Source organism: Streptomyces coeruleoprunus (assembly GCF_039542925.1).
GTDB classification, from domain to species: Bacteria; Actinomycetota; Actinomycetes; order Streptomycetales; family Streptomycetaceae; genus Streptomyces; species Streptomyces coeruleoprunus.
The window spans coordinates 3,852,118-3,872,020 of record NZ_BAABIT010000001.1 but is presented as its reverse complement, the minus strand read 5'-3'; the positions used below and the strand labels follow the sequence as shown (position 1 = coordinate 3,872,020).

Annotated in this window: 17 protein-coding genes, 2 tRNA genes and 1 other RNA gene; 7 read left to right on the top strand and 13 right to left on the bottom strand. The window is 73.4% G+C overall.

Annotation, left to right across the window (positions count from 1 at the left end):
- The first annotated feature begins 16 nt into the window (after positions 1-16).
- Positions 17-89 (top strand) — tRNA-Gly (locus ABEB09_RS17225).
- Positions 90-135: 46 nt separating this feature from the next.
- Here ABEB09_RS17225 and ABEB09_RS17220 read toward each other — a convergent pair.
- The 6 genes from ABEB09_RS17220 to ffs form a co-directional block, all read right to left on the bottom strand.
- Positions 136-1,038, bottom strand: coding sequence for a phosphoribosylaminoimidazolesuccinocarboxamide synthase (locus ABEB09_RS17220; protein ID WP_345690813.1), 903 nt, complete (start codon positions 1,036-1,038; stop codon positions 136-138).
- Between the two features lie 105 nt (positions 1,039-1,143).
- Positions 1,144-2,661, bottom strand: coding sequence for a N,N-dimethylformamidase beta subunit family domain-containing protein (locus ABEB09_RS17215; protein ID WP_345690812.1), 1,518 nt, complete (start codon positions 2,659-2,661; stop codon positions 1,144-1,146).
- 219 nt (positions 2,662-2,880) lie between these two features.
- A complete protein-coding gene (locus tag ABEB09_RS17210) occupies positions 2,881-5,058 on the bottom strand; it encodes a hypothetical protein (protein WP_345693967.1) in 2,178 nt (725 codons plus the stop codon).
- Positions 5,059-5,372: 314 nt separating this feature from the next.
- Positions 5,373-6,623: a phosphoribosylamine--glycine ligase gene (gene purD, locus ABEB09_RS17205; RefSeq protein ID WP_345690811.1), complete on the bottom strand. Its 1,251-nt coding sequence runs from the start codon at positions 6,621-6,623 to the stop codon at positions 5,373-5,375.
- Positions 6,624-6,684: 61 nt separating this feature from the next.
- Positions 6,685-8,970, bottom strand: coding sequence for a DNA polymerase III subunit gamma and tau (locus ABEB09_RS17200; RefSeq protein WP_345690810.1), 2,286 nt, complete (start codon positions 8,968-8,970; stop codon positions 6,685-6,687).
- Positions 8,971-9,015: 45 nt separating this feature from the next.
- An RNA gene (gene ffs, locus ABEB09_RS17195) (signal recognition particle sRNA small type) lies at positions 9,016-9,114 on the bottom strand.
- A gap of 72 nt (positions 9,115-9,186) precedes the next feature.
- On the opposite strand from ffs, the gene ABEB09_RS17190 reads away from it, so the two are divergent.
- Positions 9,187-9,274 (top strand) — tRNA-Ser (locus tag ABEB09_RS17190).
- Positions 9,275-9,379: 105 nt separating this feature from the next.
- On the opposite strand, the gene ABEB09_RS17185 is transcribed toward ABEB09_RS17190, so the two are convergent.
- From ABEB09_RS17185 to ABEB09_RS17165, 5 genes are all read right to left on the bottom strand, one after another.
- Complete coding sequence (locus ABEB09_RS17185; RefSeq protein WP_345690809.1) at positions 9,380-12,313, bottom strand: phosphotransferase; 2,934 nt, start codon at positions 12,311-12,313, stop codon at positions 9,380-9,382.
- A gap of 169 nt (positions 12,314-12,482) precedes the next feature.
- Entirely contained in the window at positions 12,483-13,244 is a 762-nt protein-coding gene (locus tag ABEB09_RS17180; RefSeq protein WP_345690808.1) for an SMODS-associated NUDIX domain-containing protein, read from the bottom strand.
- A gap of 95 nt (positions 13,245-13,339) precedes the next feature.
- On the bottom strand, positions 13,340-13,846 hold the full coding sequence (locus ABEB09_RS17175) for a hypothetical protein (protein ID WP_345690807.1): 507 nt from the start codon (positions 13,844-13,846) through the stop codon (positions 13,340-13,342).
- A gap of 191 nt (positions 13,847-14,037) precedes the next feature.
- Positions 14,038-14,583 (bottom strand): hypothetical protein, encoded by a 546-nt coding sequence (locus ABEB09_RS17170; RefSeq protein WP_345690806.1) that lies wholly within the window; start codon positions 14,581-14,583, stop codon positions 14,038-14,040.
- A gap of 5 nt (positions 14,584-14,588) precedes the next feature.
- Positions 14,589-14,738: a hypothetical protein gene (locus tag ABEB09_RS17165; RefSeq protein ID WP_345690805.1), complete on the bottom strand. Its 150-nt coding sequence runs from the start codon at positions 14,736-14,738 to the stop codon at positions 14,589-14,591.
- A 90-nt stretch (positions 14,739-14,828) separates the two neighbouring features.
- Between ABEB09_RS17165 and ABEB09_RS17160 the strand changes: the two genes are divergently transcribed.
- Positions 14,829-15,395, top strand: coding sequence for a TetR/AcrR family transcriptional regulator (locus ABEB09_RS17160; RefSeq protein WP_345690804.1), 567 nt, complete (start codon positions 14,829-14,831; stop codon positions 15,393-15,395).
- Here the strand turns inward: ABEB09_RS17160 and ABEB09_RS17155 are convergent.
- Positions 15,392-16,279 carry a DMT family transporter gene (locus tag ABEB09_RS17155; protein ID WP_345690803.1) on the bottom strand — a complete coding sequence of 296 codons (888 nt, stop codon included), beginning with the start codon at positions 16,277-16,279 and terminating at the stop codon, positions 15,392-15,394. The two genes, ABEB09_RS17160 and ABEB09_RS17155, sit on opposite strands and share 4 nt — an antisense overlap.
- A gap of 83 nt (positions 16,280-16,362) precedes the next feature.
- On the opposite strand from ABEB09_RS17155, the gene ABEB09_RS17150 reads away from it, so the two are divergent.
- The 3 genes from ABEB09_RS17150 (at position 16,363) to ABEB09_RS17140 (ending at position 18,745) form a co-directional block, all read left to right on the top strand.
- Positions 16,363-17,229 (top strand): F510_1955 family glycosylhydrolase, encoded by an 867-nt coding sequence (locus ABEB09_RS17150; RefSeq protein ID WP_345690802.1) that lies wholly within the window; start codon positions 16,363-16,365, stop codon positions 17,227-17,229.
- 294 nt (positions 17,230-17,523) lie between these two features.
- Positions 17,524-18,390, top strand: a complete 867-nt coding sequence (locus ABEB09_RS17145; RefSeq protein ID WP_345690801.1) for a helix-turn-helix domain-containing protein — start codon at positions 17,524-17,526, stop codon at positions 18,388-18,390.
- Positions 18,371-18,745, top strand: coding sequence for a DUF397 domain-containing protein (locus ABEB09_RS17140; RefSeq protein WP_345690800.1), 375 nt, complete (start codon positions 18,371-18,373; stop codon positions 18,743-18,745). Before ABEB09_RS17145 ends, ABEB09_RS17140 begins: the two co-directional genes overlap by 20 nt.
- Here ABEB09_RS17140 and ABEB09_RS17135 read toward each other — a convergent pair.
- The gene (locus ABEB09_RS17135; RefSeq protein WP_345690799.1) at positions 18,708-19,319 is read right to left on the bottom strand and encodes an SMI1/KNR4 family protein; all 612 of its coding nucleotides are present in this window, start codon (positions 19,317-19,319) and stop codon (positions 18,708-18,710) included. The two genes, ABEB09_RS17140 and ABEB09_RS17135, sit on opposite strands and share 38 nt — an antisense overlap.
- Before the next feature lie 67 nt (positions 19,320-19,386).
- Between ABEB09_RS17135 and ABEB09_RS17130 the strand changes: the two genes are divergently transcribed.
- Positions 19,387-19,845, top strand: coding sequence for an SseB family protein (locus tag ABEB09_RS17130; RefSeq protein ID WP_345690798.1), 459 nt, complete (start codon positions 19,387-19,389; stop codon positions 19,843-19,845).
- Positions 19,846-19,903: the final 58 nt, after the last annotated feature.

Sequence of the window (19,903 nt, the reverse complement as noted above, 5' to 3'; positions counted from 1 at the left end):
TCGCGCTACGGCGCATGCGGACGTGGCTCAGTTGGTAGAGCATCACCTTGCCAAGGTGAGGGTCGCGAGTTCGAATCTCGTCGTCCGCTCGGTACACGAAGGCCCCGGTCGATCCGACCGGGGCCTTCGGCGTGTTCACTGCCAGCTCGTGCCGGTCAGCCGCTCGTACGCCTCGATGTACTTGGCGCGGGTCGCGTCGACCACGTCCTGCGGCAGCGCCGGCGGCGGCTGCTCGCTCTTCCGGTCCCAGCCGGACGCCGGGGACGTCAGCCAGTCCCGGACGAACTGCTTGTCGTAGGACGGCTGGGCGTGGCCCGGCTCCCACTGGTCGGCCGGCCAGAAGCGGGAGGAGTCCGGCGTCAGCACCTCGTCCGCGATGACCAGACCGCCGTCCGCGTCGAAGCCGAACTCGAATTTGGTGTCCGCGAGGATGATGCCCCGGTCGCGGGCGATGTCCCGGGCCCGGCTGTAGACGGCCAGCGTCGTCTGGCGCAGCTGCGCGGCGGTCTCGGCGCCGACCTGGCGGGCCACCTCCTCGTACGACACGTTCTCGTCGTGCTCGCCGACGGCCGCCTTGGTGGCGGGCGTGAAGATCGGGGCCGGGAGCTCCGAGCCGTCGGTGAGGCCTTCGGGGAGGGCGAGGCCGCAGACCGTGCGGGTCTCGTTGTACTCGGCGAGCCCCGAGCCGGTGAGGTAGCCGCGGGCCACGCACTCGACGGGGATCATCTGCAGGGACTTGCACACCAGCGTCCGGCCGGCCCAGTCGGCGGGGGCGCCGGCGGGCAGCTCGGTGGTGAGCACATGGTTCGGGATGAGGTCCGCGAGCCGGTCGAACCACCACAGGGAGAGCTGGGTGAGCACCCGCCCCTTGTCGGGGATCTCCGTGGGCAGCACCCAGTCGTACGCGGACATGCGGTCGCTGGCGACCATCACGAGGTCGCCCGCCTCGTTCCGGTACAGGTCGCGCACCTTGCCGGTGTGCAGATGCACCAGGCCCGGCACCTGAATCGGCTCGGGCTTTTCTACGAATCCGGACACGGTTCCTCCCCGTGGTTCTGTCCAATCGGGACCAATTCTCCCGCACGGTGGGGACGGGGCCGTGGCCAGGGGTCTGCCGGAGCCGTTCGATCCGCCGGAGCCGTTCTAGTCGCGTTTGCAGATGCGGTCCAGGAGGTTCGCCGTGGCGCGCTGGACGCGCGGGTCCACATGACCCGGCCGGTCGAGGGCCGGTGTCCAGGCGAACGTGCCGGACGCGAAGACCAGCGCGCCGGACGGGGCCCGGTAGAGCGAGGTCTCCTGGTGGCGCGGTGCGCCGTCGGCGTCCCGGTACGGCGAGTGGGCGAGCAGGATGCGGCGCTGGTGCTCGGGCAGGGCCGTGCGCGGGAAGTAGCGGTCGGCCTCGCCCGCGACCAGACCGGGCAGCTCGTCGCCCTCGCCGGCGCCGGTGGCCTCCCAGAGCCAGTGGCCCGCGTTCCGTACGACCAGCGGGTGCGGTTCGGGGACGCGGCCCGCGTACTGGATACCCAGCAGCTGCTGTTCGGGGCGGTCCGCCTCGCGCCACAGTGCCGACTTGCCGGGGCCCTGGCGCTTGCGGCAGGTGAGGAGGCGGTCGGGGACGCCGGAGGGCGAGGGGGACAGCTCCACCTGCCAGTACATGGTGTTGGCGGACAGGAAGACCAGCGACGTGCCGCCGTCGCGGGCCTCCTCGACGGCGCGCCGCAAGGGCGCCGACCAGTACTCGTCGTGCCCCGGAAAGACCAGGCCCCGGTAGCGGGCGGGGTCGACGCGGCCCGCGTGCAGGTCACCGGCGTCGGCGTACGCCAGGTCGTAGCCGTACCGCTCGGCCCAGCGGATGAAGTCGTAGGCGTGCCCGATGTGCAGCGGCAGGCCCTGCCCGGCGTACGGGCGGTCGAAGGACAGCGTGACCGCCGCGTCCTCCTCGCCGAGGAGCCCGCCCCGCTCGTCCCACGCGTGGTACAGGCTCGCGCCCGTCCGGCCGTCCTCCGGGTAGAGGTTGTACGCCTGCCACGTGACGTCCGGCAGCACCAGCAGGAGGTCGGCCGGGTGGGTGTCGCGGACCGTGAAGGGGATGTGGGAGCGGTAGCCGTCGAGGGTGGTGAGGACGGCGACGTACGCCCCTATCGACCAGTACGAGGGGATCTGCAGCCGCCACGACATCCACCAGTGATGGCAGGACACCGTGCGGTCGGCGGTCAGCGGGGGCGGCTGGACGATGCCGGCCAGCCGTGGGCTCGTGGTGATCTTGGCGGCACCGTCGCCGCCGTAGTGGCCGATCCGGTAGACGTCGACCGAGAACTGCTGCGGCGGGTTCACGGTGATGCGGAAGTCGATCGCCTCGCCGGGCGCCACGGCCCCGGTCGACGCGAAGCCCTTGATCTGCAGGTGCACGTCGTCGGCCGGGCGGGGACCGCTGCTCCGGCGGGTGCCGGAGGGCGTGGAAGCCTCCGCGGGCGGCGGTGTGGCGGTCGTCCGCGCGGCCAGGGCCGACGGCTGGTCGACGTACCACGGCAGGAGCCTGCCCGTGCCGTCCATGTACTGCTCGGTGCCGCGCAGCCAGGGCAGCGGGCCCTGGCCGAACGGATCGTTGACGGCATGGGCGAGCGCCCCGGACTCCCACCGCCGAACCTGCTCCGCCCCCATGCTGCGCCCCTCCCTCAACTCCCCCGATGCCTGATGGACCTGACCGGTCGTGAACGGCCCCGCCGCCTCGCGGACCCGGCGCTTCGGGCCGGTTCGTCGCGCGGCTCGTTCAGTGCCGGTCCACAGCACATCACATAACGCACGCACTCCGTCACCGGTCGTCGCGAATTGACGTGAACGGAAGGAGGCATTCCGGTAAGGGTGTGTCCGCGTGCGCCCTCACACGAGGCGGACGGGCTTCTCGGGGCGCACTCCGGCGGCGGCCAGCCAGGCGCGCAGCGGCTCCGGGTCGGCGTCCTCGATGAGCGCGAGCACACCGGAGGCCACGTCGGCGCGGCCCTTGCGGCCGGTGCCTTCGTCGTCGACGAGCAGGGTCGGGCCGTCCAGCCAGTCGAGCCCGGGTGCCGCGCCCGCGGTGTCCACGGCGGCGCAGCAGACCATGGCGGTGACGTGGTCGGCCAGCAGCTCGCGGCCCGTGCGGGGCGGCTGGAGCGGGAACAGCGGCAGGTCGCCGCCGCCCCAGACGTGCAGGGCGGAGAGGTCGGCGGGGCTGTGCCCGGCCGCGGTCGTCCCCGGCACGGGGTGGTGGGCGTCGGGGGCGGTGGCGGGGGCCGGCGCCTCCGGCGGCGCTTCGGGTGCCGGAGACATGTCGGCAGCGGCGCCCTCTGCCGCGTCGGAGCGGGGAGCGGCGGCACCCTCCGCCACGTCCGGGCGGGGAGGGGCGGCGCCCTCCGCCGAGTCCGGGCGGGGTGCGGCGGCGGCGCGGCGGTGGGCGGCGGCCTCCTCGCGGGCGACCTCGGCGCTGATCGCGGCCGCCAGCGTCTCTCCACCCCGTGAGGTCGCCAGATGGTCCATGACCCGGGCGAGCGTCGGCCCTTCGGGCACATCCGCGTCGGCGGCCTCGGCACCACGCCGCACGCCCAGCCGGTCCAGCGCCCGGTGCAGCCGGGCCGCCTCGGAACGCCACTTCCGGTCGACGACCTCCTCCGGATACTGCTGCCAGTCGACCGGCGCCCAGTCCGGGCCGCTCTCGGCGGGGCCGCCGTGGAAGAGGCGGGCGGCGAGCAACGAGGTGGCCTCGTCGACGAGCCCCGGCTCCTCCAGCAGGTCGCACGCAGGGCGCTCGCCCAGCCGTGACGCGAAGCCCTCGGCGAGCCGGTCGCGCCGGGACAGCTCCGTGAGCGCCGAGACCACTCCCGCGTCGAGGCGGGAGGGCCAGCGGCCCATTCGCCATGCGGGCAGGGCCACGCGCGTCAGCAGCCGGTCCCAGCCCGCGTAGGCGAGGCCGACCTGTTCCTGGGCGACGATCCGCAGGCCGTAGTCCACGGCCTGGGCGCGCTCCGACGCGGCCGCCGCGACACCGCGCTCCATCTCCGCGGCGTGCCCGCGCGACGCCCGCAGCAGCACCCGGGCGACCGCGGCCACGCCCCGCGCCCCCAGGCGCCGGACGGCCCCGAGGCCCGGCTGCTCGACCAGCGTCACCGCGGCGTCCAGGCCGCGTACGAAGCGGCGGGCGGCGGCTATGTCGGGGTGGGCCGCCGGGCCCGTGCCGGCGACGACCGGCGCCAGTACGGCCCGCAGCTCGCCGACGCGCATCCACCACAGGAACGGCGAGCCGATGACCAGCACCGGCGCAGCCTCGGAGCGCCGGGGACCCGGTCCGCCCGCCGCCTGCCGACGGGAGCCGCCGGGGCGGGCGGAGCGCGCGGGGAGCCCCGCACCGCCTGTACGGCCTGTGCTGCCCGCAGGGCCTGTGCCGCCTGTGCGGCCTGTGCCGAAGGAGGCGCCCGCGTCTCCCGTGACGGACGCCGTCGGTCCGTGGGCGGCCGGCTCGTCCTGCGGGCCCGGGCGGCTGCCGGCGGGGAGGCCATACGCCGTCGGCGTTCCGGGCACGGCCGCCGGTCCCCTGGTGTCCGGCCGTGAGCCGTCCGCCGGTATGCCGCCGCTTCGTATGCCCGCGTCGTCTCCCGCGGCCGTGCGCGGGGCCGGGCGGTGCGTCCGTTCCTCGAGCCAGCTGTCGCAGTCGGGCGTCAGCGCTATCGCGGACGGCTCCGGCACCGCGAGCCGCGCCGCCAGGTCCCGCACCATCCGGTACAGGTCGGGCGCCGACGCCTCGGCGATCTCCACCGTCGGCGTGAACACCGGCCGCGCCCGCGCGATCACCACGCCGACCACCGCCGCGGCCGCCAGGACGACCAGCGCGACCACCACGGCGACCCGCCGTGCGACGTCCCATCCGGTGCCCGTCAGATGACCCGAGGTCCCGCCGGCGAGCAGGACGACGGCGACGGCGGCGGGAAGCAGCGCGACGGCCAGCGCCCTGCCGCGGACGCGCAGCACGGCGAGAGCACGGGCACGCGCGGCGCGCGCACCCCGCTCCTCGCCCATGGCACCCATGGCGTCCATGGCGTTCCTGTCGGACCCGGGACCGAACACAGCCGTACGTCACCCCCTCCAGCCCTGTGGCGGGCTGCCTGCGACGGGCGTCCCAGGGGCGGGCGGCCCGGTGGCGGGCCGCTGCCCTGCGGCGGTTTTGCTCACTCCCCCACTGTGACATCCACCACTGACATCGCAATGCCGGTGGGCCAAGTGCCGGAACGCCTGCGCGGCACCCTAGTTGGGGCGTCGGCAGGCGTCATCCGGATGGGTGAGCCGTCACTCGATGGAATGGCTTTGGGTATGGGTGAGGACGGTTGTGCGGGGGCCGGGGTTTACTGCCCGGCGGCCTTCCGGGCGATGTCCGTGCGGTGGTGGGAGCCCTCCAGGCGGATGCGCCCGGCCGCCGCGTACGCCCGCTCGCGGGCCTGCGCCAGGTCCTTGCCGGTCGCGGTGACGGACAGGACGCGTCCACCGGCGCTCACGACGGCGTCGCCGTCCCGCTTCGTACCGGCGTGCAGGACGTACGCGTGGGGGGCGTCGTGCTCCGCCACCTGGTCCAGGCCCGTGATCGGGTCGCCGGTGCGCGGGGTGCCCGGGTAGTTGTGCGAGGCGATCACCACGGTGACGGCGGCGTCGTCGCGCCAGGTGAGCGGCGGCTCGGAGTCCAGGGTGCCGTTGGCGGCGTGCAGCAGGACGCCCGCCAGCGGCGTCTTGAGGCGGGCGAGGACCACCTGCGTCTCGGGGTCGCCGAAGCGGGCGTTGAACTCGATGACGCGGACGCCGCGGCTGGTGATCGCCAGCCCCGCGTACAGCAGGCCGGAGAAGGGCGTGCCGCGGCGGCGCAGTTCGTCGACGGTCGGCTGGAGGACGGTCGCCAGGACCTCGTCGACCAGCTTCGGGTCGGCCCAGGGCAGCGGCGAGTAGGCGCCCATGCCACCGGTGTTGGGGCCCTCGTCGTCGTCGAGGGCGCGCTTGAAGTCCTGCGCCGGGGTGAGCGGCAGGACGGTGGTGCCGTCGGTGATCGCGAAGAGGGAGACCTCGGGGCCGTCCAGGTACTCCTCGATCACCACGCGCTCGCAGGACAGGGCGTGGGCGCGGGCCTGCTCCAGGTCGGTCGTCACGACGACGCCCTTGCCGGCGGCGAGACCGTCGTCCTTGACGACGTACGGGGCGCCGAAGGCGTCGAGGGCCTCGTCGATCTCCTCCGGGGTGGTGCAGACGTAGCTGCGGGCGGTGGGCACGCCGGCGGCGGCCATCACGTCCTTGGCGAACGCCTTGGAGCCCTCGAGCTGCGCCGCCTCCTCGGAGGGGCCGAAGCAGGGGATACCGGCCGCACGGACCGCGTCGGCGACACCGGCGACGAGCGGCGCCTCGGGGCCGACGACGACGAGGCCGGCCTCCAGGTCGGCGGCGAGGCGGGCCACGGCGGCACCGTCGAGGGCGTCGACCTGGTGCAGCTCGGCGACCTCTGCGATGCCGGCGTTGCCGGGCGCGCAGTGGACAGCGGTGACGTCGGGGTCGAGGGAGAGAGAGCGGCACAGGGCGTGTTCGCGGGCGCCGCCGCCGATGACGAGGACCTTCACGCCAGCCAGGGTAGCCCGCTGCCCGGGGGGATCTTTGTGCGGGCCGCCGAGGGGGTGCCGGCTACTCGTTCGTATATTCCTCCAGCACGGTGGCGCCGAGCTCCCGCACGATCAGGTCGTGGCCGGAGAGCGCCGACTCGACGAGGTCCGGGTCGTCCTCTTCCGGTACGTCGTCCTCGGGCGCCACGGGCTGGGGGCCCGCGGGACGCTGTGCCTCGTAACCGGCCGCCGGGCCGGAGGACGCCTGGGCCTGGCCGGACGGCGGCTGCTGCCCCTGAGGCGCGCCGCCCGGTCCCGGCGCGTGCTGCGGTACGGGACGGGGGCCGGCCGCCTGGGGGGCGGGCGCGCCGCCGGGCTGGCCGGGTCGGCCGCCGTAGCCGCCGCCCCCTCCGTAGTTCGACGGGGGTGCGGCGCCGCCCGACGGGTCGATGATCGCCTCGATCTTCCACTGCACCCCGAACTGCTCGGAGAGCGCCTGCTTGAGGACGTCCTCGCTGCCGCTGCTCGCGAAGTTGTCCCGGGCCCCGGCGTTGAGGAAGCCGAGCTGGAGGGTGGTGCCGTCGAAGCCGGCCACCTGGGCGTTCTGACTGAGCAGGATCCAGGTGAAGCGGCGCCGGTTCTTGACCGCTTCGAGGATGCCGGGCCACATGTTCCGCACCTGCGCGGCGCCCTGCGCCATGTCGGCGGAGGGGGCGGGCGCCTGCGGGGCGGCCGGCTGCGGGGCGGCCGGGCCCGGTGCCTGCGGCTGTGGGGCGGCGGGCGCGGGCGGGCGCCCCTGCCCGGGCGCGGCGGCGGTCGGCCAGCTGCCGGGCTGGCGGGCGCCGGGCGCGGCGGCGGTGGGCCACGCGCCGGGCGTACGGGCGCCGGGCCCGCCCGGCGCGGGAGCCGCGGGGGCAGGAGCGGCGGGCGCGGGAGCCGCGGGGGCAGGAGGCGGCACAGAAGCCTCGGCAGCGGCCGGCTCGGCAGCCACCGGAGCGGCGGGAGCAACAGGAGCCACGGGAGGAGCAGGAGCCACGGGAGGAGCCTCAGCAGCAGCTCCAGCCCCCGCCGGTGCACCGGCCCCCGGCCCCCGTACCGCCGCGCGCGCTGCCGCCACCCCGCCGCCCGGCGGGACCGCAGGCATGGGCGCATGGGCCTCGGGCCCGGGCACGTACCCCATGGCGGGCCCGGGACCGGCGGCCTGGAAGTGGGCGCCGCGCTCCAGCCGCTCGAGGCGGGCCTGGAGCGAACGCTCGTCGTCGAAGGCGGCGGGCAGCAGCACGCGCGCGCAGATCAGCTCCAGCTGGAGGCGGGGCGAGGTGGCGCCGCGCATCTCGGTGAGGCCGGTGTTCACCAGGTCGGCGGCGCGGCTCAGCTCGGCGGCGCCGAAGGTCGACGCCTGCGCCTGCATGCGCTCGATCACATCGGCGGGCCCGTCGATGAGGCCCTTCTCGGCGGCGTCGGGCACGGCGGCGAGGATCACCAGGTCCCGCAGCCGCTCCAGCAGGTCGGCGACGAACCGCCGGGGGTCGTTGCCGCCCTCGATGACCCGGTCGACGACCTCGAAGGCCGCCGCGCCGTCCCCGGTCGCGAACGCCTCGACGACCGCGTCGAGCAGCGACCCGTCGGTGTACCCGAGCAGGGACGTGGCCATGGCGTACGTCACACCGTCCGGACCGGCGCCGGCGAGCAGCTGGTCCATGACGGACATGGAGTCACGCACGGACCCGGCACCGGCGCGCACGACGAGCGGAAGCACCCCGTCCTCCACGGGGATGTCCTCCTTGCCGCAGACCTCGGCGAGGTAGTCGCGCAGGGTCCCGGGCGGCACGAGCCGGAACGGGTAGTGGTGGGTGCGCGACCGGATGGTCCCGATGACCTTCTCGGGCTCGGTCGTCGCGAAGATGAACTTGAGGTGCTCCGGCGGCTCCTCGACCACCTTCAGCAGGGCGTTGAACCCCGCCGAGGTGACCATGTGCGCCTCGTCGATGATGTAGATCTTGTACCGGCTGCTCGCGGGGCCGAAGAAGGCCTTTTCCCGCAGGTCACGGGCGTCGTCGACACCACCGTGGGACGCCGCGTCGATCTCGATGACGTCGATCGAGCCCGGCCCGTTCCGCGCGAGGTCGCGGCAGGACTGGCACTCCCCGCAGGGGGTGGGCGTGGGACCTTGCTCACAGTTCAGGCACCGGGCGAGGATGCGCGCGCTGGTCGTCTTGCCGCACCCACGCGGCCCGCTGAACAGGTACGCGTGATTGACCCGGTTGTTCCGCAGGGCCTGCTGCAGCGGGTCGGTGACATGCTCCTGCCCGATGACCTCGGCGAAGGACTCGGGACGATAGCGGCGGTACAGCGCAAGCGACGACACGCTTACGACGATATCGGGCCGCACTGACAAGCGGACCGCCCCGCAAACGCAAGCGCCCCCCACGCACCCGCCAGAGCCGACCTACCCTTGCTGCCTTCCGGCCCTGGGGGAGTTCAGTCAGATAGCGCCACGTGAGGGGCTCCGCCAAGGGTACCCGATCCCGCGGGCCCGGAACGAGTTCGCGAGCACTGCTCGCCGTCATGTAATGTTTCCGGCGGAGGATTCGCCTAGAGGCCTAGGGCGCACGCTTGGAAAGCGTGTTGGGGGCAACCCCTCACGAGTTCGAATCTCGTATCCTCCGCCAGTCCAGAGGGCCGGTCCGCAGCAGCGGGTCGGCCCTCTGGCGTTTCTGCGGGTTCCGCACGGGGTCTCCCTGCCCGCCGGGTGCCGGCGGGCAGGGAGACGTGCGTCACTTCTGGCCGGCTGCCCGGGTGACGATCGCGTTGGCGATGTCGGCGGCCAGGAGGAACGGGAGGTGGCGGTTGCTCGGGGAGTCGTGGTCGCGGTAGCGGGCGAAGGGGAGGAGGGAGGCCAGGAGGGCCCACTGGTATTCGAGGTCGCCGAAGGGCCAGTTCCGCTGCTCGCAGCCGCGCAGGATGCCGCGCAGTTCCGTGACGCAGGTCAGGACGCGGCGGACGTCCGGGTCGGTGTCCTCCGGGATCTCCGCCTCCCACATGGCCTCGCCGGCCAGGGCGTCGACGAACCAGGAGCGGAGCTGGAGGAGCTGTTCCGGCTCCCACGGGAACGTGCGGGACCACAGGGCGGACTCCAGGCGGGCGAAGTCCTTGCACATGTGGCCCTGGTGGGTCGTCTCGAAGTCGATCACGTACAGCTCGGGCCGCCGGCCGTCGGGGCCGCTGGCCAGGACGTTCTCGCCGTGCAGGTCGCCGTGCGAGACGCAGGTGAGGTACGACGTGGTCGTCAGGCCGTACTGGCGGTCGTACAGCAGCCAGTCGATCAGCGGGGCCGCCTCCTCGTCGGGCTTGCGGATCTCCGCGATGTGCGCGACGAGCCACAGCGGGTTCGTCGCGGAGGCGTAGTCGAACTCCGTCGACAGGATGCTCTCGCGCAGCCCGCCGCACCGTGCCAGGACGGCGTCCAGGTGGCGGTCGTCGGGGGTCAGGGCGGCGCCGAAGACCTTGGCCACCTCGGGCTGGCCGAAGTGGGCCAGCTCCGATTCGGCGTTCTTGCCGGGGGCGTAGCTCGTCCGCTCGAAGCTCGCCGGGCGCAGCGCCGCGTACTCGCCCCGCAGGTCGCCGATCGTGCGGCGCGCGTCGCTCAGCCAGGGGCCGAGCGCGTCGAGGAACAGCTCCTTGATCACGGGCCGCAGCGCGTCCGTGTCGGCCCGGCGGAGCCAGCCGCGCAGCGTCTTCGGCTCGTCGCGGTCCCGGAAGACGTACGAGGTGAGGATGCCCTGGTAGCGGCGGCCGTTGCTGCTGTTGGTGATGCCCGTGGTGCCGACGACGCACTTGCTCGCCCGGTACACCGGGCGCAGGACCTCGCCGAACCGGTCGAAGTTCTCCTTCTCCCGCTGGACCTTCGCCGCCTCGTCGATCTTCAGGACGCCGACGGGCCCGAAGTTGTCGAGCGCCAGGAACGTCGGCACCGGCCGGCCCGCGAACAGCGCGCCCTGCACCATCGTGCCGTGCGAGCGGGGCGCCAGTTCGGCGGCGATGCCCTGCAGGAGCCGGTTCGGCACCTGCACCGACTCGTCCTGGTCCCGCATGGACAGCGAGCTGGACGCCTCCGTGGCGCCCGGCTCCCACGGGTTGCGGGCGACGCGGACGCTGCGGATGGCGGCGAGCATGCCCATGGCCTTCTCGCGCCAGAACCCGCGCGCGTCCCGCGGGCCCCTGCCGCCGCCCGGCTCGCTGGGCGTCGTCTGGTACAGCGCGTCGAGCATGCGCTCCAGCTGGTCGGCCTTCCAGCCGGACAGGATCAGCAGCGTGAACGCGACGCTGTTCCAGTGCTCCTCCTCGTCGATCCACCAGTTGAGGAGGCGGGTCGCCCAGTGCTCGGGGTGGAGGTGGCGGTTGCTGAAGTTCGGGTCCTGGATCCGCGGGTCGAACGTGCTGTTCTCCGGGTCCGTCGGGTCCGGCCCGCCGACCAGCAGCCGGATGCCGATCGAGTGGCGGAGCCAGGTGTACACGTGGCGCACGCGGTTCAGCTCGGTGTCCTGGAGGCCGCCGAGCGCGATCAGCGCGGACGCCTCCGTGACGGCCAGCAGCAGTTCCCGCTCGTCGCTCTTGTAGCGGTGCATGATCTGGACGACCTGGAGGTAGCCCAGGATGTCGGCGACGGTCTGGTACGTGTTGGAGTGCCAGTCGCGCTCCACCGCGTGGTTCCAGAGCGCGCACGTCAGCCAGTGCATGCGCAGCGCCTCGGCCGACGCGATCTTGCCGTACTTCGCGTACGTGATCGTCTCGCGCACGCTCATCCGCCGGGCGTCCTTGGCCCGGTCGTGCAGCGCCTTGGTGTCCTCGCTGGGGACCCGCACGTCGACGAGGTCCGCGGCGAGCGCGTTCAGGTCGGCCTCGATCAGCGGCCACAGCAGCTCGGCCGAGGCCGGGGCGTGCCGGGTGAGGAGGTCGGCGATGTGGGCGGCGACGCCGTCGATCAGCTCCTGGGCGGTGGTCTTGCCGCGCTCGCCCTCCTTCCAGCTCGCGAGCAGCTGCTCCCAGCTCTGCGGGACGTCCACCGGCTCCCGCTCGGCGTCGCCGGCGGTGGGGGTGTCGTCCAGCGGCTGGGGGGTGGCGGGAGGCGGGGGCGCCTGCACCACGGGCTGGGGCTGAAGCTGCGGCTGGGGCTGCGGCTCAGGCTGGGGCTGAAGCTGAGGCTGGGGTTGAAGCTGCGGCTGGGGCTCCGGCTGGATGGGCGCGGCGGCGGGAGTGTGGACCGGAGCCGGGCCCGCGGCCTGGACCGGAGGCGGGGCCTGGGCCGGCGCCTGGGCCTGCTGCGGGACCTGCATCAGGGGCTGGGGCGGGGCCGGGGCCGGCGGCAGCTGCGTGAGGTAGCTGCGGCACGACTCGATCGACTGGTCGAAGCGGCCGTCACGGTTGCTCGACTCGTATAAGCGCAGGGCCAGTTCCAGCAGGGTGCGCGCCCTGACGGCGTCCGCCCTGGCGTAGAACTCGGACACGAGGTGCAGTGCGGCGTTGGCGATGTGGAAGCGCGGCCCGACCATGTTCCCCTCGCCCAGCTCTCTCGCGGCCTTCTCCAGAGTGGCGCGCCGGGAGTTGAGGCGGGGTTCCAGGCCCGGTGAGGCCTGGATGGCGTCGTCGAGCGCGGACTCGGCGAGCGCGAGGCTCCGTTGGAGGTAGTCGACGGTCACGGCAACGGTCATGGGCGGCTCTCCCTCGAAACACCATGCACTTCGGGCGTGTTGTGACGCTTCGCGTCATATGCCGGAAGCACCATTCCAGCAGAGCCGTGTGACGGCCGCCACACCTTCGGAGCAACTTCCGTCATTCAGGGGGGGGAGTTGGCGTGGACGCGCCAGGGCCACAGCGTGGTCACTGCACGGGCTGGATGTCCTCGCGCAGGCGGCGGTCGCCCACCAGGAAGGCGGACTGCGGCAGGATCACGTGCACCCCGGCGCGGCCCCGGGCGATCTCCTGGCGGGTCGCGCCGATGATGTGGGCCTCGTCCTGGTCCGCCGCCAGGGTCAGCAGGACGGTCCGCAGTTCGGTGGCCTCGGGGGTGTCGAGCACGAGGTCGTGGACCTCGAAGAAGCGGATCTGCCGGTAGTCCTCGCCGGGGACCTTCAGCGGGCCGTCGATGACGCGGCGCACGAGCCGGAAGTTCACCGCGCGGCTCAGCGGGGCGAGTTCCCCGTGGCCGGTCTCGGCCAGCTCCTCGGCCAGTTCGCGGCGCAGGGCGTCGGTCGCGGGTTCGCGGTCCACCCCGCCGTACAGCCAGCGGGCGAAGCCCAGGACCCGCGCGGCGGTCAGGAAGCCCCGCAGGTCGCGCTTCATCACGTCCCTGGTGCGCCCGTCCGGCGTGAAGCCCAGCCGCTCCAGGGTGCGCTGGGCGGAGTCGTGGTACTTCACCACCCCACCGGGCGGGCCGAACCCGCCGGGGCGTGTGGGCGAGTCGAAGAGCACGTGGAAGTCCTCGTCCTGGACCCGCAGCAGCACGGCGACCGAGACGCGTGTACGGCGCCCGGGCGCGAGGAGCACCCGCAGGAGTGTCAGGTGCCGTCTGTTCTGCCAGAGCGTCTTGCCGATGTACGTGAGCAACCCGAGGATGATGCCGCCGACGATCTTCTCGATCACAAGACCCCCTCCGCGACCATCGTAGCCACGGACCCCCCGCCGGATCCCCTCTTTCCGGATCTGCTGGGGGAGTTGGGGGCGACGCGGTGACGGGGTCAGGCGGGGCCGTTCGCCGTACGCCGCCGCTCCGCGTGCCGGGCAGCTCCGGGCGGCCAGACGACGTCCACGGGAATGCCGCGGCCGCGGGCATAGGCCACCAGGTGGGCGGTCGCGTCCCGCCCGTCGGAAGGGGAGCCGTCCCAGACCGCGAGGAGCCGGCGGCTCGTGGTGATCAGGCGCTCGTCGGCGACCACGCAGGCGTCGCGCCCCTCCGGGTCGTACGGCAGGAGGCGCATGTGCTCGGCGAGGAGCAGCAGTTCACCGGCCGCGGCCCGGTCGCGGCTCGGGAGCGGGGCCGGTACGGAACCCTGCGCGGGCAGCATGACCACCAGCTTCCGGCCGGTCTCCCGCACCGCGCGGCCGAACGCCACCGGCAGCCCCGGCCCGACGCGTACGAGCCCGGTCGTCCCGTCGGTGAGCTGCTCCAGCCGCTGCCGCAGTTCCCTCTCGACCAGTCCGAGCGTGTCCGGGGTCAGGTCGGCATGACCCACCGCCGCGATCACCGCTGCGCTCGCTTCCCCGCCATACGGCGCCTCCCCCTCGTACGTCCGCCCCGCTTCCCGCGCACTTCCGCCGGGCGGGTCCGCCCGGTGTCGTCGCCGAGCAGCCCCCATTAGTGAGATGAACACACCAGGTCGCCGCGGGGGAAGGGGGCGAACGTCCCTCTCCTCGCGGAACGGCTCCGCCACCGCCGTCACCGCCCCGCCGGGACCGCCTCCTGCCCGGGGCTCCGGTCGCGGTCCTGCTGCTTGCGCCAGCCGTACGGGGTGACGCCGCGCGGCCGGAACACCGAGAGGGCCGTCGTCACCAGCAGCACCAGCACGGCCGCCGCCGCGTCCGCGACGAGCTGGACGCGCAGGCCGCCGAGGCCGGCGCCGTCCAGGTCGGCGCCGCGCGCGGCCGCGTCGGCGAGATGGCCCACGGGAGCGGTGTGGAGCAGCAGGAAGCCGGTGGCCAGGACGGTCAGGACCAGCTTGGCCAGCACCCAGTAGTGCCGCAGCAGACCCCACGGCGTGCCCAGGGCCTGGACGACGCCCGTCACCAGCGCGGCGAGGGCCAGCGGGACGATCGCCCACCAGGTCAGCACGTCCATCGCCGGGTACAGCCCGCGCGTCCGCCCGGGGTCGTCGCCGACGAGCCCGGCCACCGCGAGCGCCAGGAAGGCCGCCACCGCGCCCAGCCAGCCGACCGACGCGGCGACGTGCGCGGTCAGTGCGGCCTTCCGCAGGCGCGGGCCCATCGCCATCAGTGTCCGCCCGGCGCGTGCATGCCCGGCCCGAAGCCGCCGCCCGTCAGGTGCAGCACCAGGAACACGACGACGACCGCGATCGCGACGACACCGGAGACCTTCACCCAGCGCGGGGCGGGAGGACGGGAGGGAGGCAGGTCGGCCATCGGAAGCTCCTCGTTTTTCAATACACCCTGTCTACACCGAAGCCGCAGTGTATCGATAGCCCGCGATGGCCCGGCTCCTAGACTGGGCGGGTGCCGAAGCTGTGGAACGAGACGATCGAGGAGCACCGCCGCGCCGTGCGGGACGCGGTGCTCGACGCCACGGCGGCGCTGGCGGAGCGGCACGGCCCGCGCGCGGTGACGATGTCGCGGATCGCCGCGGAGACCGGGATCGGGCGGGCGACGCTCTACAAGTACTTCCCGGACGTCGAGGCCGTCCTGCGCGCCTGGCACGAGCGGCAGGTCAGCACCCACCTCGCCCGCCTGGGCGGCCTGCGGGACGGGCCGGGCAGCGCGGCCGAGCGACTGGAGGCCGTACTGGAGTCGTACGCCGCGATCCAGCGCCGCCGCGGCGGCCACGGCGACGTCGGTGCCCTCCTCCACCGCGGCGAGCACGTCGACCGCGCCCACCGGCACCTCGCCGACCTGGTCGGCGGCCTGCTCGCGGAGGCGGCCGCGGAGGGGGACGTACGGTCCGACGTGCCGGCCGCCGAACTCGCCGCGTACTGTCTGCACGCCCTGGAGGCGGCCGGCGGCCTCCCGTCCGGGGCGGCCGTGCGCCGCCTGGTCGCGGTCGTCCTCGACGGCGTCCGCCCCTAACCTTCGGGTTCCTCGCCGCCCGGACGCAGCGCGCCCAGGTACACGCCGAGCAGGATCAGCGGCGCGCCCAGCAGGAGCGAGACCGTCAGCGGCTCGTCGTCGAGCCACGCCGACACCGCGATGGCCACCACCGGGATCACCACGAACACGTACGCCGCCCGCGACGCGCCCCAGTGCTGGATGACCAGCAGATAGAAGATGAAGGTCAGCACCGACCCCGCGACGACCAGGTACGCCAGCGCCCACCAGGTCACGGCCCGCTCCGGCAGCTCCCAGCGGTCCCCCACCACCCACGAGGCGACGAACAGGACCACCGCCCCGGCCGTCATCCCCACCGCGTTCATCGTCACCGGGTGCACCTTCGGCAGCCGGCGCACCAGCACCGCGGACTCCGCGAACGACAGCACCGCACCCCCCGCCGCCAGCAGCGTCCACCACGGCACCGACGCCTGGAGCGGCGCCCGCGAGATGACCGCCACGCCCGCCACCGCGCACAGCGTCCCGGCCAGCGCGACCGGCCGGAACCGCTCCTGGTGCTGCGCCACCGCCAGCAGCAGCGCCACGAGCGGCACCAGCGCGAGGAGGGTCTGGCCGAGCCCGGCGTGGATGTGCAGCAGCGCGTAGTAGGCCAGCGCGAACGTCACGCCGAAGTTGAGCACCCCGAAGAGCACCGCCCCCGCGAGCGCCCGGCCCCGCGGCCAGGCCAGCCGCATCCCCGCCATGATCGCCACCAGGACCAGCGCGGCCACGCCGAACCGCACCGACGCGCCCCACAGGGGGTCGAGCTCCCGGTTGCTGAACCGGATGCCGACCGCGTTCCCGCCCGCGAGAAGACAGGTGACGGCGAACGAGCCGAGAGCCACCCGGTCCCGAGCCTGCTCCATTCCGTCACCGTAGCCCGGCCCACCGGGCGCCGCGCGCGGGCGGCTACGCTCGAACGGAATCCACCCTTCCGGAAGGCGACGCCGTGACCCTGAGCAGCAGGAACGCCCTGAGAACCAGCGCGGCCGCGCTGGCCGGACTCGGCCTCGCGGCCGCCCTGACCGCCTGCGGCCCGAACGGCACCCCCCACTCCGCCCCGTCCCCGGCCGACCTGCGCCACGTCCACGGACTGGGCGTCGACCCCGCCGACGGGCGCGTCTACGTCGCCACGCACGAGGGCATCGTGACGCCGGCCGGCGACGGCTCGGCCCGGCGCGTCGGCGACAGCGACGACGACTACATGGGCTTCACCGCCGTCGGCCCCCATACCTTCGTCGCCAGCGGCCACCCCGGCCACGGCAACGAGGACGAGCCCGCCAACCGCGGCCTCATCGAGTCCACCGACGCCGGGCGGACCTGGAAGGTCAGGTCGCTCGCCGGCGAGGCCGACTTCCACGCCCTCGACTTCGCCCACGGCACCCTCTACGGCTACGACAGCACCCGCGGCCGGCTCCGCGTCAGCAAGGACCGCGTCCACTGGGAGGACCGCGCCGAACTGCGGGCCCTCGACATCGCGGTGAGCCCCGAGGACCCGGACACCATCCTGGCGACGACGGGACAGGGCGTGTCCAGGTCGACCGACGGCGGCCGCACCTTCGCCCCCGGCACGCCGCCCGTCATGGCGTTCCTCTCCTGGGCGGCACCGGACGCCCTCTACGGCCTGGACCCCTCCGGCACGCTCCACCGCAGCGGCGACGCCGGCCGCACCTGGCAGCGGACCGGCACGGTCCACGGCGGCGGGCCCCAGGCCCTGACCGCCGTCTCCGCCGACCGCGTCCTGGTGGCGACGGAGGACGGGGTCTACGAGTCGAAGGACGGCGGCAGGACGTTCACGCGGCTGATCGCCGCCTGACGCTCACACCTTCCGCAGGAGCCCGATCAGCGCCCGGGCGGTCGCCAGATTACAGTTCCCGAGCCTGATGAGCGGCGGGGTCCCGTAGTCCCGCCCGAGGGACGGGAGCGTGATCCCATGCGACCCGAGGATGACGCGCAACTCGTTGACGCAGCGGCGGGCTTCGCTGTCGAGGTCTTGGGCCGTGTCCATGGGGTACGCCTTTCTGCGCATGCTGTGACGAACTCGTCACACACTGGCGTCACGGTCTCTACGGTGAAAGGGGTTCCGGGACCACGGCGGCAGGTGTGGAGGGTGATCAAGGTGGCGGCAGGGCGGCGGAAGGACATCGACGGGTCGGCGAGCGTTCCGTGTTTCTACGGGAGCGAGTTGCGCTTCCAGCGCGAGAAGGAGGGCCTCTCGATGGAGAGGACGGTGGAGGGCAGCTTCTACGGGGCGACGTACCTGAGCGAGATCGAGCGAGGGCATCGCCGGATGCCGCTCGACCTCGCCCGGCACGTGGACCGGGTGCTGGGCACGGACGGGTTCTTCGAACGGCGCTGCGAGGATGTGCGGAAGGCGAAGCAGGGTGCCCATGCTTCGTACTTCACGCCGATCGTGGAGGCGGAGACGCGGGCGTGTGTGATCCAGGAGTGGGCCGACGCCCTGCTCCCGGGTCTGCTGCAGACCAAGGCGTACGCGCACGCGATCATCAACTCCACGCACTCGCTGGACCTCCAGGAGGAGGCTGAGGCGAAGGTCCGTGACAGGTTGGCGCGGGCAAACCTCTTCGCCAATCCGAAGAGGCCCGAGTACTGGGTAATCCTCCACGAGTCCCTGATCCATCACCCGCTTCTGCCGCCGACGGAGATGGCCGAACAGCTCGACCACATCGCCGCCTTGACACGGCGTCGCCGGATCGTTCCACAAATCTTGCCGTGGAACCCGGCTACGCAGGCGTTCATGGAGCTGAGTCTCATGTTCCTGGATTTCGACGACGAGCCGCCGCTGGTCTATACGGAAGGCCCTTATCACGGCCAGATCCTGGACGATCCGGCTCTCGTGAAGCTCTACCGCAAGGCTTACGATCGGCTCAGGGCCGCCGCGCTGCCGCCGGAGGCGTCCCTCGCCATGATCGAGCGAGCGGCTGAGGACTACCGAAATGCCAACGAACCGCGTTGAGTTGAAGGCTGCCATCTGGCGAAGGAGCAGCTACAGCAACGGGGACGGCGGCAACTGCGTCGAAGTGGCCGAAGGCTTCCCCGGCGCCGCCCGCTGGCGAAAGAGCAGCCACAGCAACACCTCCGGCGGCGACTGCGTCGAAGTGGCCGAAGGCTTCCCCGGCGCCGCCCGCTGGCGTAAGAGCAGCTACAGCAACGGGTCAGGCGGCGACTGCGTCGAAGTCGCCGCCAATCTCCCCGGCATCGTCCCCGTCCGGGACTCCAAGGTGCCCGACGGGCCCGCCGTCGTCGTCGCCGCGCCCGCCTGGGCGGCGTTCATCAGCGCGGTGCGGGACGGGCGTCCCGCAGCCAGCTGAGGTACCACTCGGCGAAGCCGGTGTTCAAGGGCTCCAGGTCGACGTGGTCGCAGCGGGCGTCGTCCCACATGCGACCGCGTTCGGGGCCGGAGACCACGAGCCACTGGCGCTGGGCGCAGCCCAGGTGGCACAGGCAGATCGCGCCGACGGTCCGCTCGTCCGTCCAGAGGACGGACATCAGGCGCTCCTCCCATGCCTCGTACGCGGCGTCGTACTCCTCGATGTCGTCGAAGTCCTCCTCCTCGGGGTGACCCGCCTCCAGGTCGGCCAGCACCTCGGGGTCGGGGCCCACCGCGTCGAACGGCTCCGCCAGCCGGTCCGGCAGGGTCATGTCGCCGCCGTCGCCGTCCCACTCCCAGGTGCCGTCCTCCCCCTTCCGTACCGGGAACACCCCGTACGAGGGGCCCGCGCCGCCGGCGCCGACGTGGAGGAGGAAGCCGCGGTACTCCTCCGGGAGCCGTACCCCGATCGTGGCCTCCAGGTCGGCCAACTCCTCCGGCGACAGCGGGTCCTCCAGGTGCAGGCCGAGCGCCAGCACCCGCTCGCGTACGCCCGTCCAGATCTGCTCGTCCATGCGCGGGACCCTAGATCCGGCCACTGACAGTCCGTGCGGGGGGCGGGGTCTCGGTACGCTGTGGCCCATGTACGGCTACGACCAGAACCCGGGCGCCCAGCAGCAGTACGCCCCGCCGCCGCCCCCTCAGGGGTACGGGCAGCAGCCGCCGCTGTACCCGGAGCCGTCGCCGCCGTCGCTGGCGGATGCCGTGCGCGCGTTCACGACGGGCGCGCTGTCCGCGGAGGACTTCCAGCAGATCTTCGCGACGTCGAAGGTGTACTGCCCGCGGGGCGACAACCCCGGCTTCCTGGCGCTGCACAACACGCAGCAGCCGGTGATCCCGATGTTCACGTCGCTGAAGCAGCTGCGCCGGTACGCCGGCAAGGAGTCCAAGTACTTCGTGATCACCGGCGCCGAGGTGCTGGACCTGCTGCCGACCGGGTACGGCTTCGTCCTCGACATGGAGGGCGAGCACCGGATCGTGTTCGACGCGAAGGCGGTCGAGGAGATGGTCGACTTCGCGATGCGGCGGATGTACGGGTAGGGCTGCCGCACCACCCGTACGGGCCTGTCGGACGCTGACGGCTTCGGTTCTGTCGCGG

Coding starts and splice junctions, on each gene's coding strand:
- ABEB09_RS17135 (WP_345690799.1), bottom strand. CDS start 19,319: ATGGACGAGCAGATCTGGACGGGCGTACGCGAGCGGGTGCTGGCGCTC.
- ABEB09_RS17210 (WP_345693967.1), bottom strand. CDS start 5,058: ATGGGTGCCATGGGCGAGGAGCGGGGTGCGCGCGCCGCGCGTGCCCGT.
- ABEB09_RS17170 (WP_345690806.1), bottom strand. CDS start 14,583: ATGGGCCCGCGCCTGCGGAAGGCCGCACTGACCGCGCACGTCGCCGCG.
- ABEB09_RS17155 (WP_345690803.1), bottom strand. CDS start 16,279: ATGGAGCAGGCTCGGGACCGGGTGGCTCTCGGCTCGTTCGCCGTCACC.
- ABEB09_RS17215 (WP_345690812.1), bottom strand. CDS start 2,661: ATGGGGGCGGAGCAGGTTCGGCGGTGGGAGTCCGGGGCGCTCGCCCAT.
- ABEB09_RS17130 (WP_345690798.1), top strand. CDS start 19,387: ATGTACGGCTACGACCAGAACCCGGGCGCCCAGCAGCAGTACGCCCCG.
- ABEB09_RS17185 (WP_345690809.1), bottom strand. CDS start 12,313: ATGACCGTTGCCGTGACCGTCGACTACCTCCAACGGAGCCTCGCGCTC.
- ABEB09_RS17165 (WP_345690805.1), bottom strand. CDS start 14,738: ATGGCCGACCTGCCTCCCTCCCGTCCTCCCGCCCCGCGCTGGGTGAAG.
- ABEB09_RS17140 (WP_345690800.1), top strand. CDS start 18,371: ATGCCAACGAACCGCGTTGAGTTGAAGGCTGCCATCTGGCGAAGGAGC.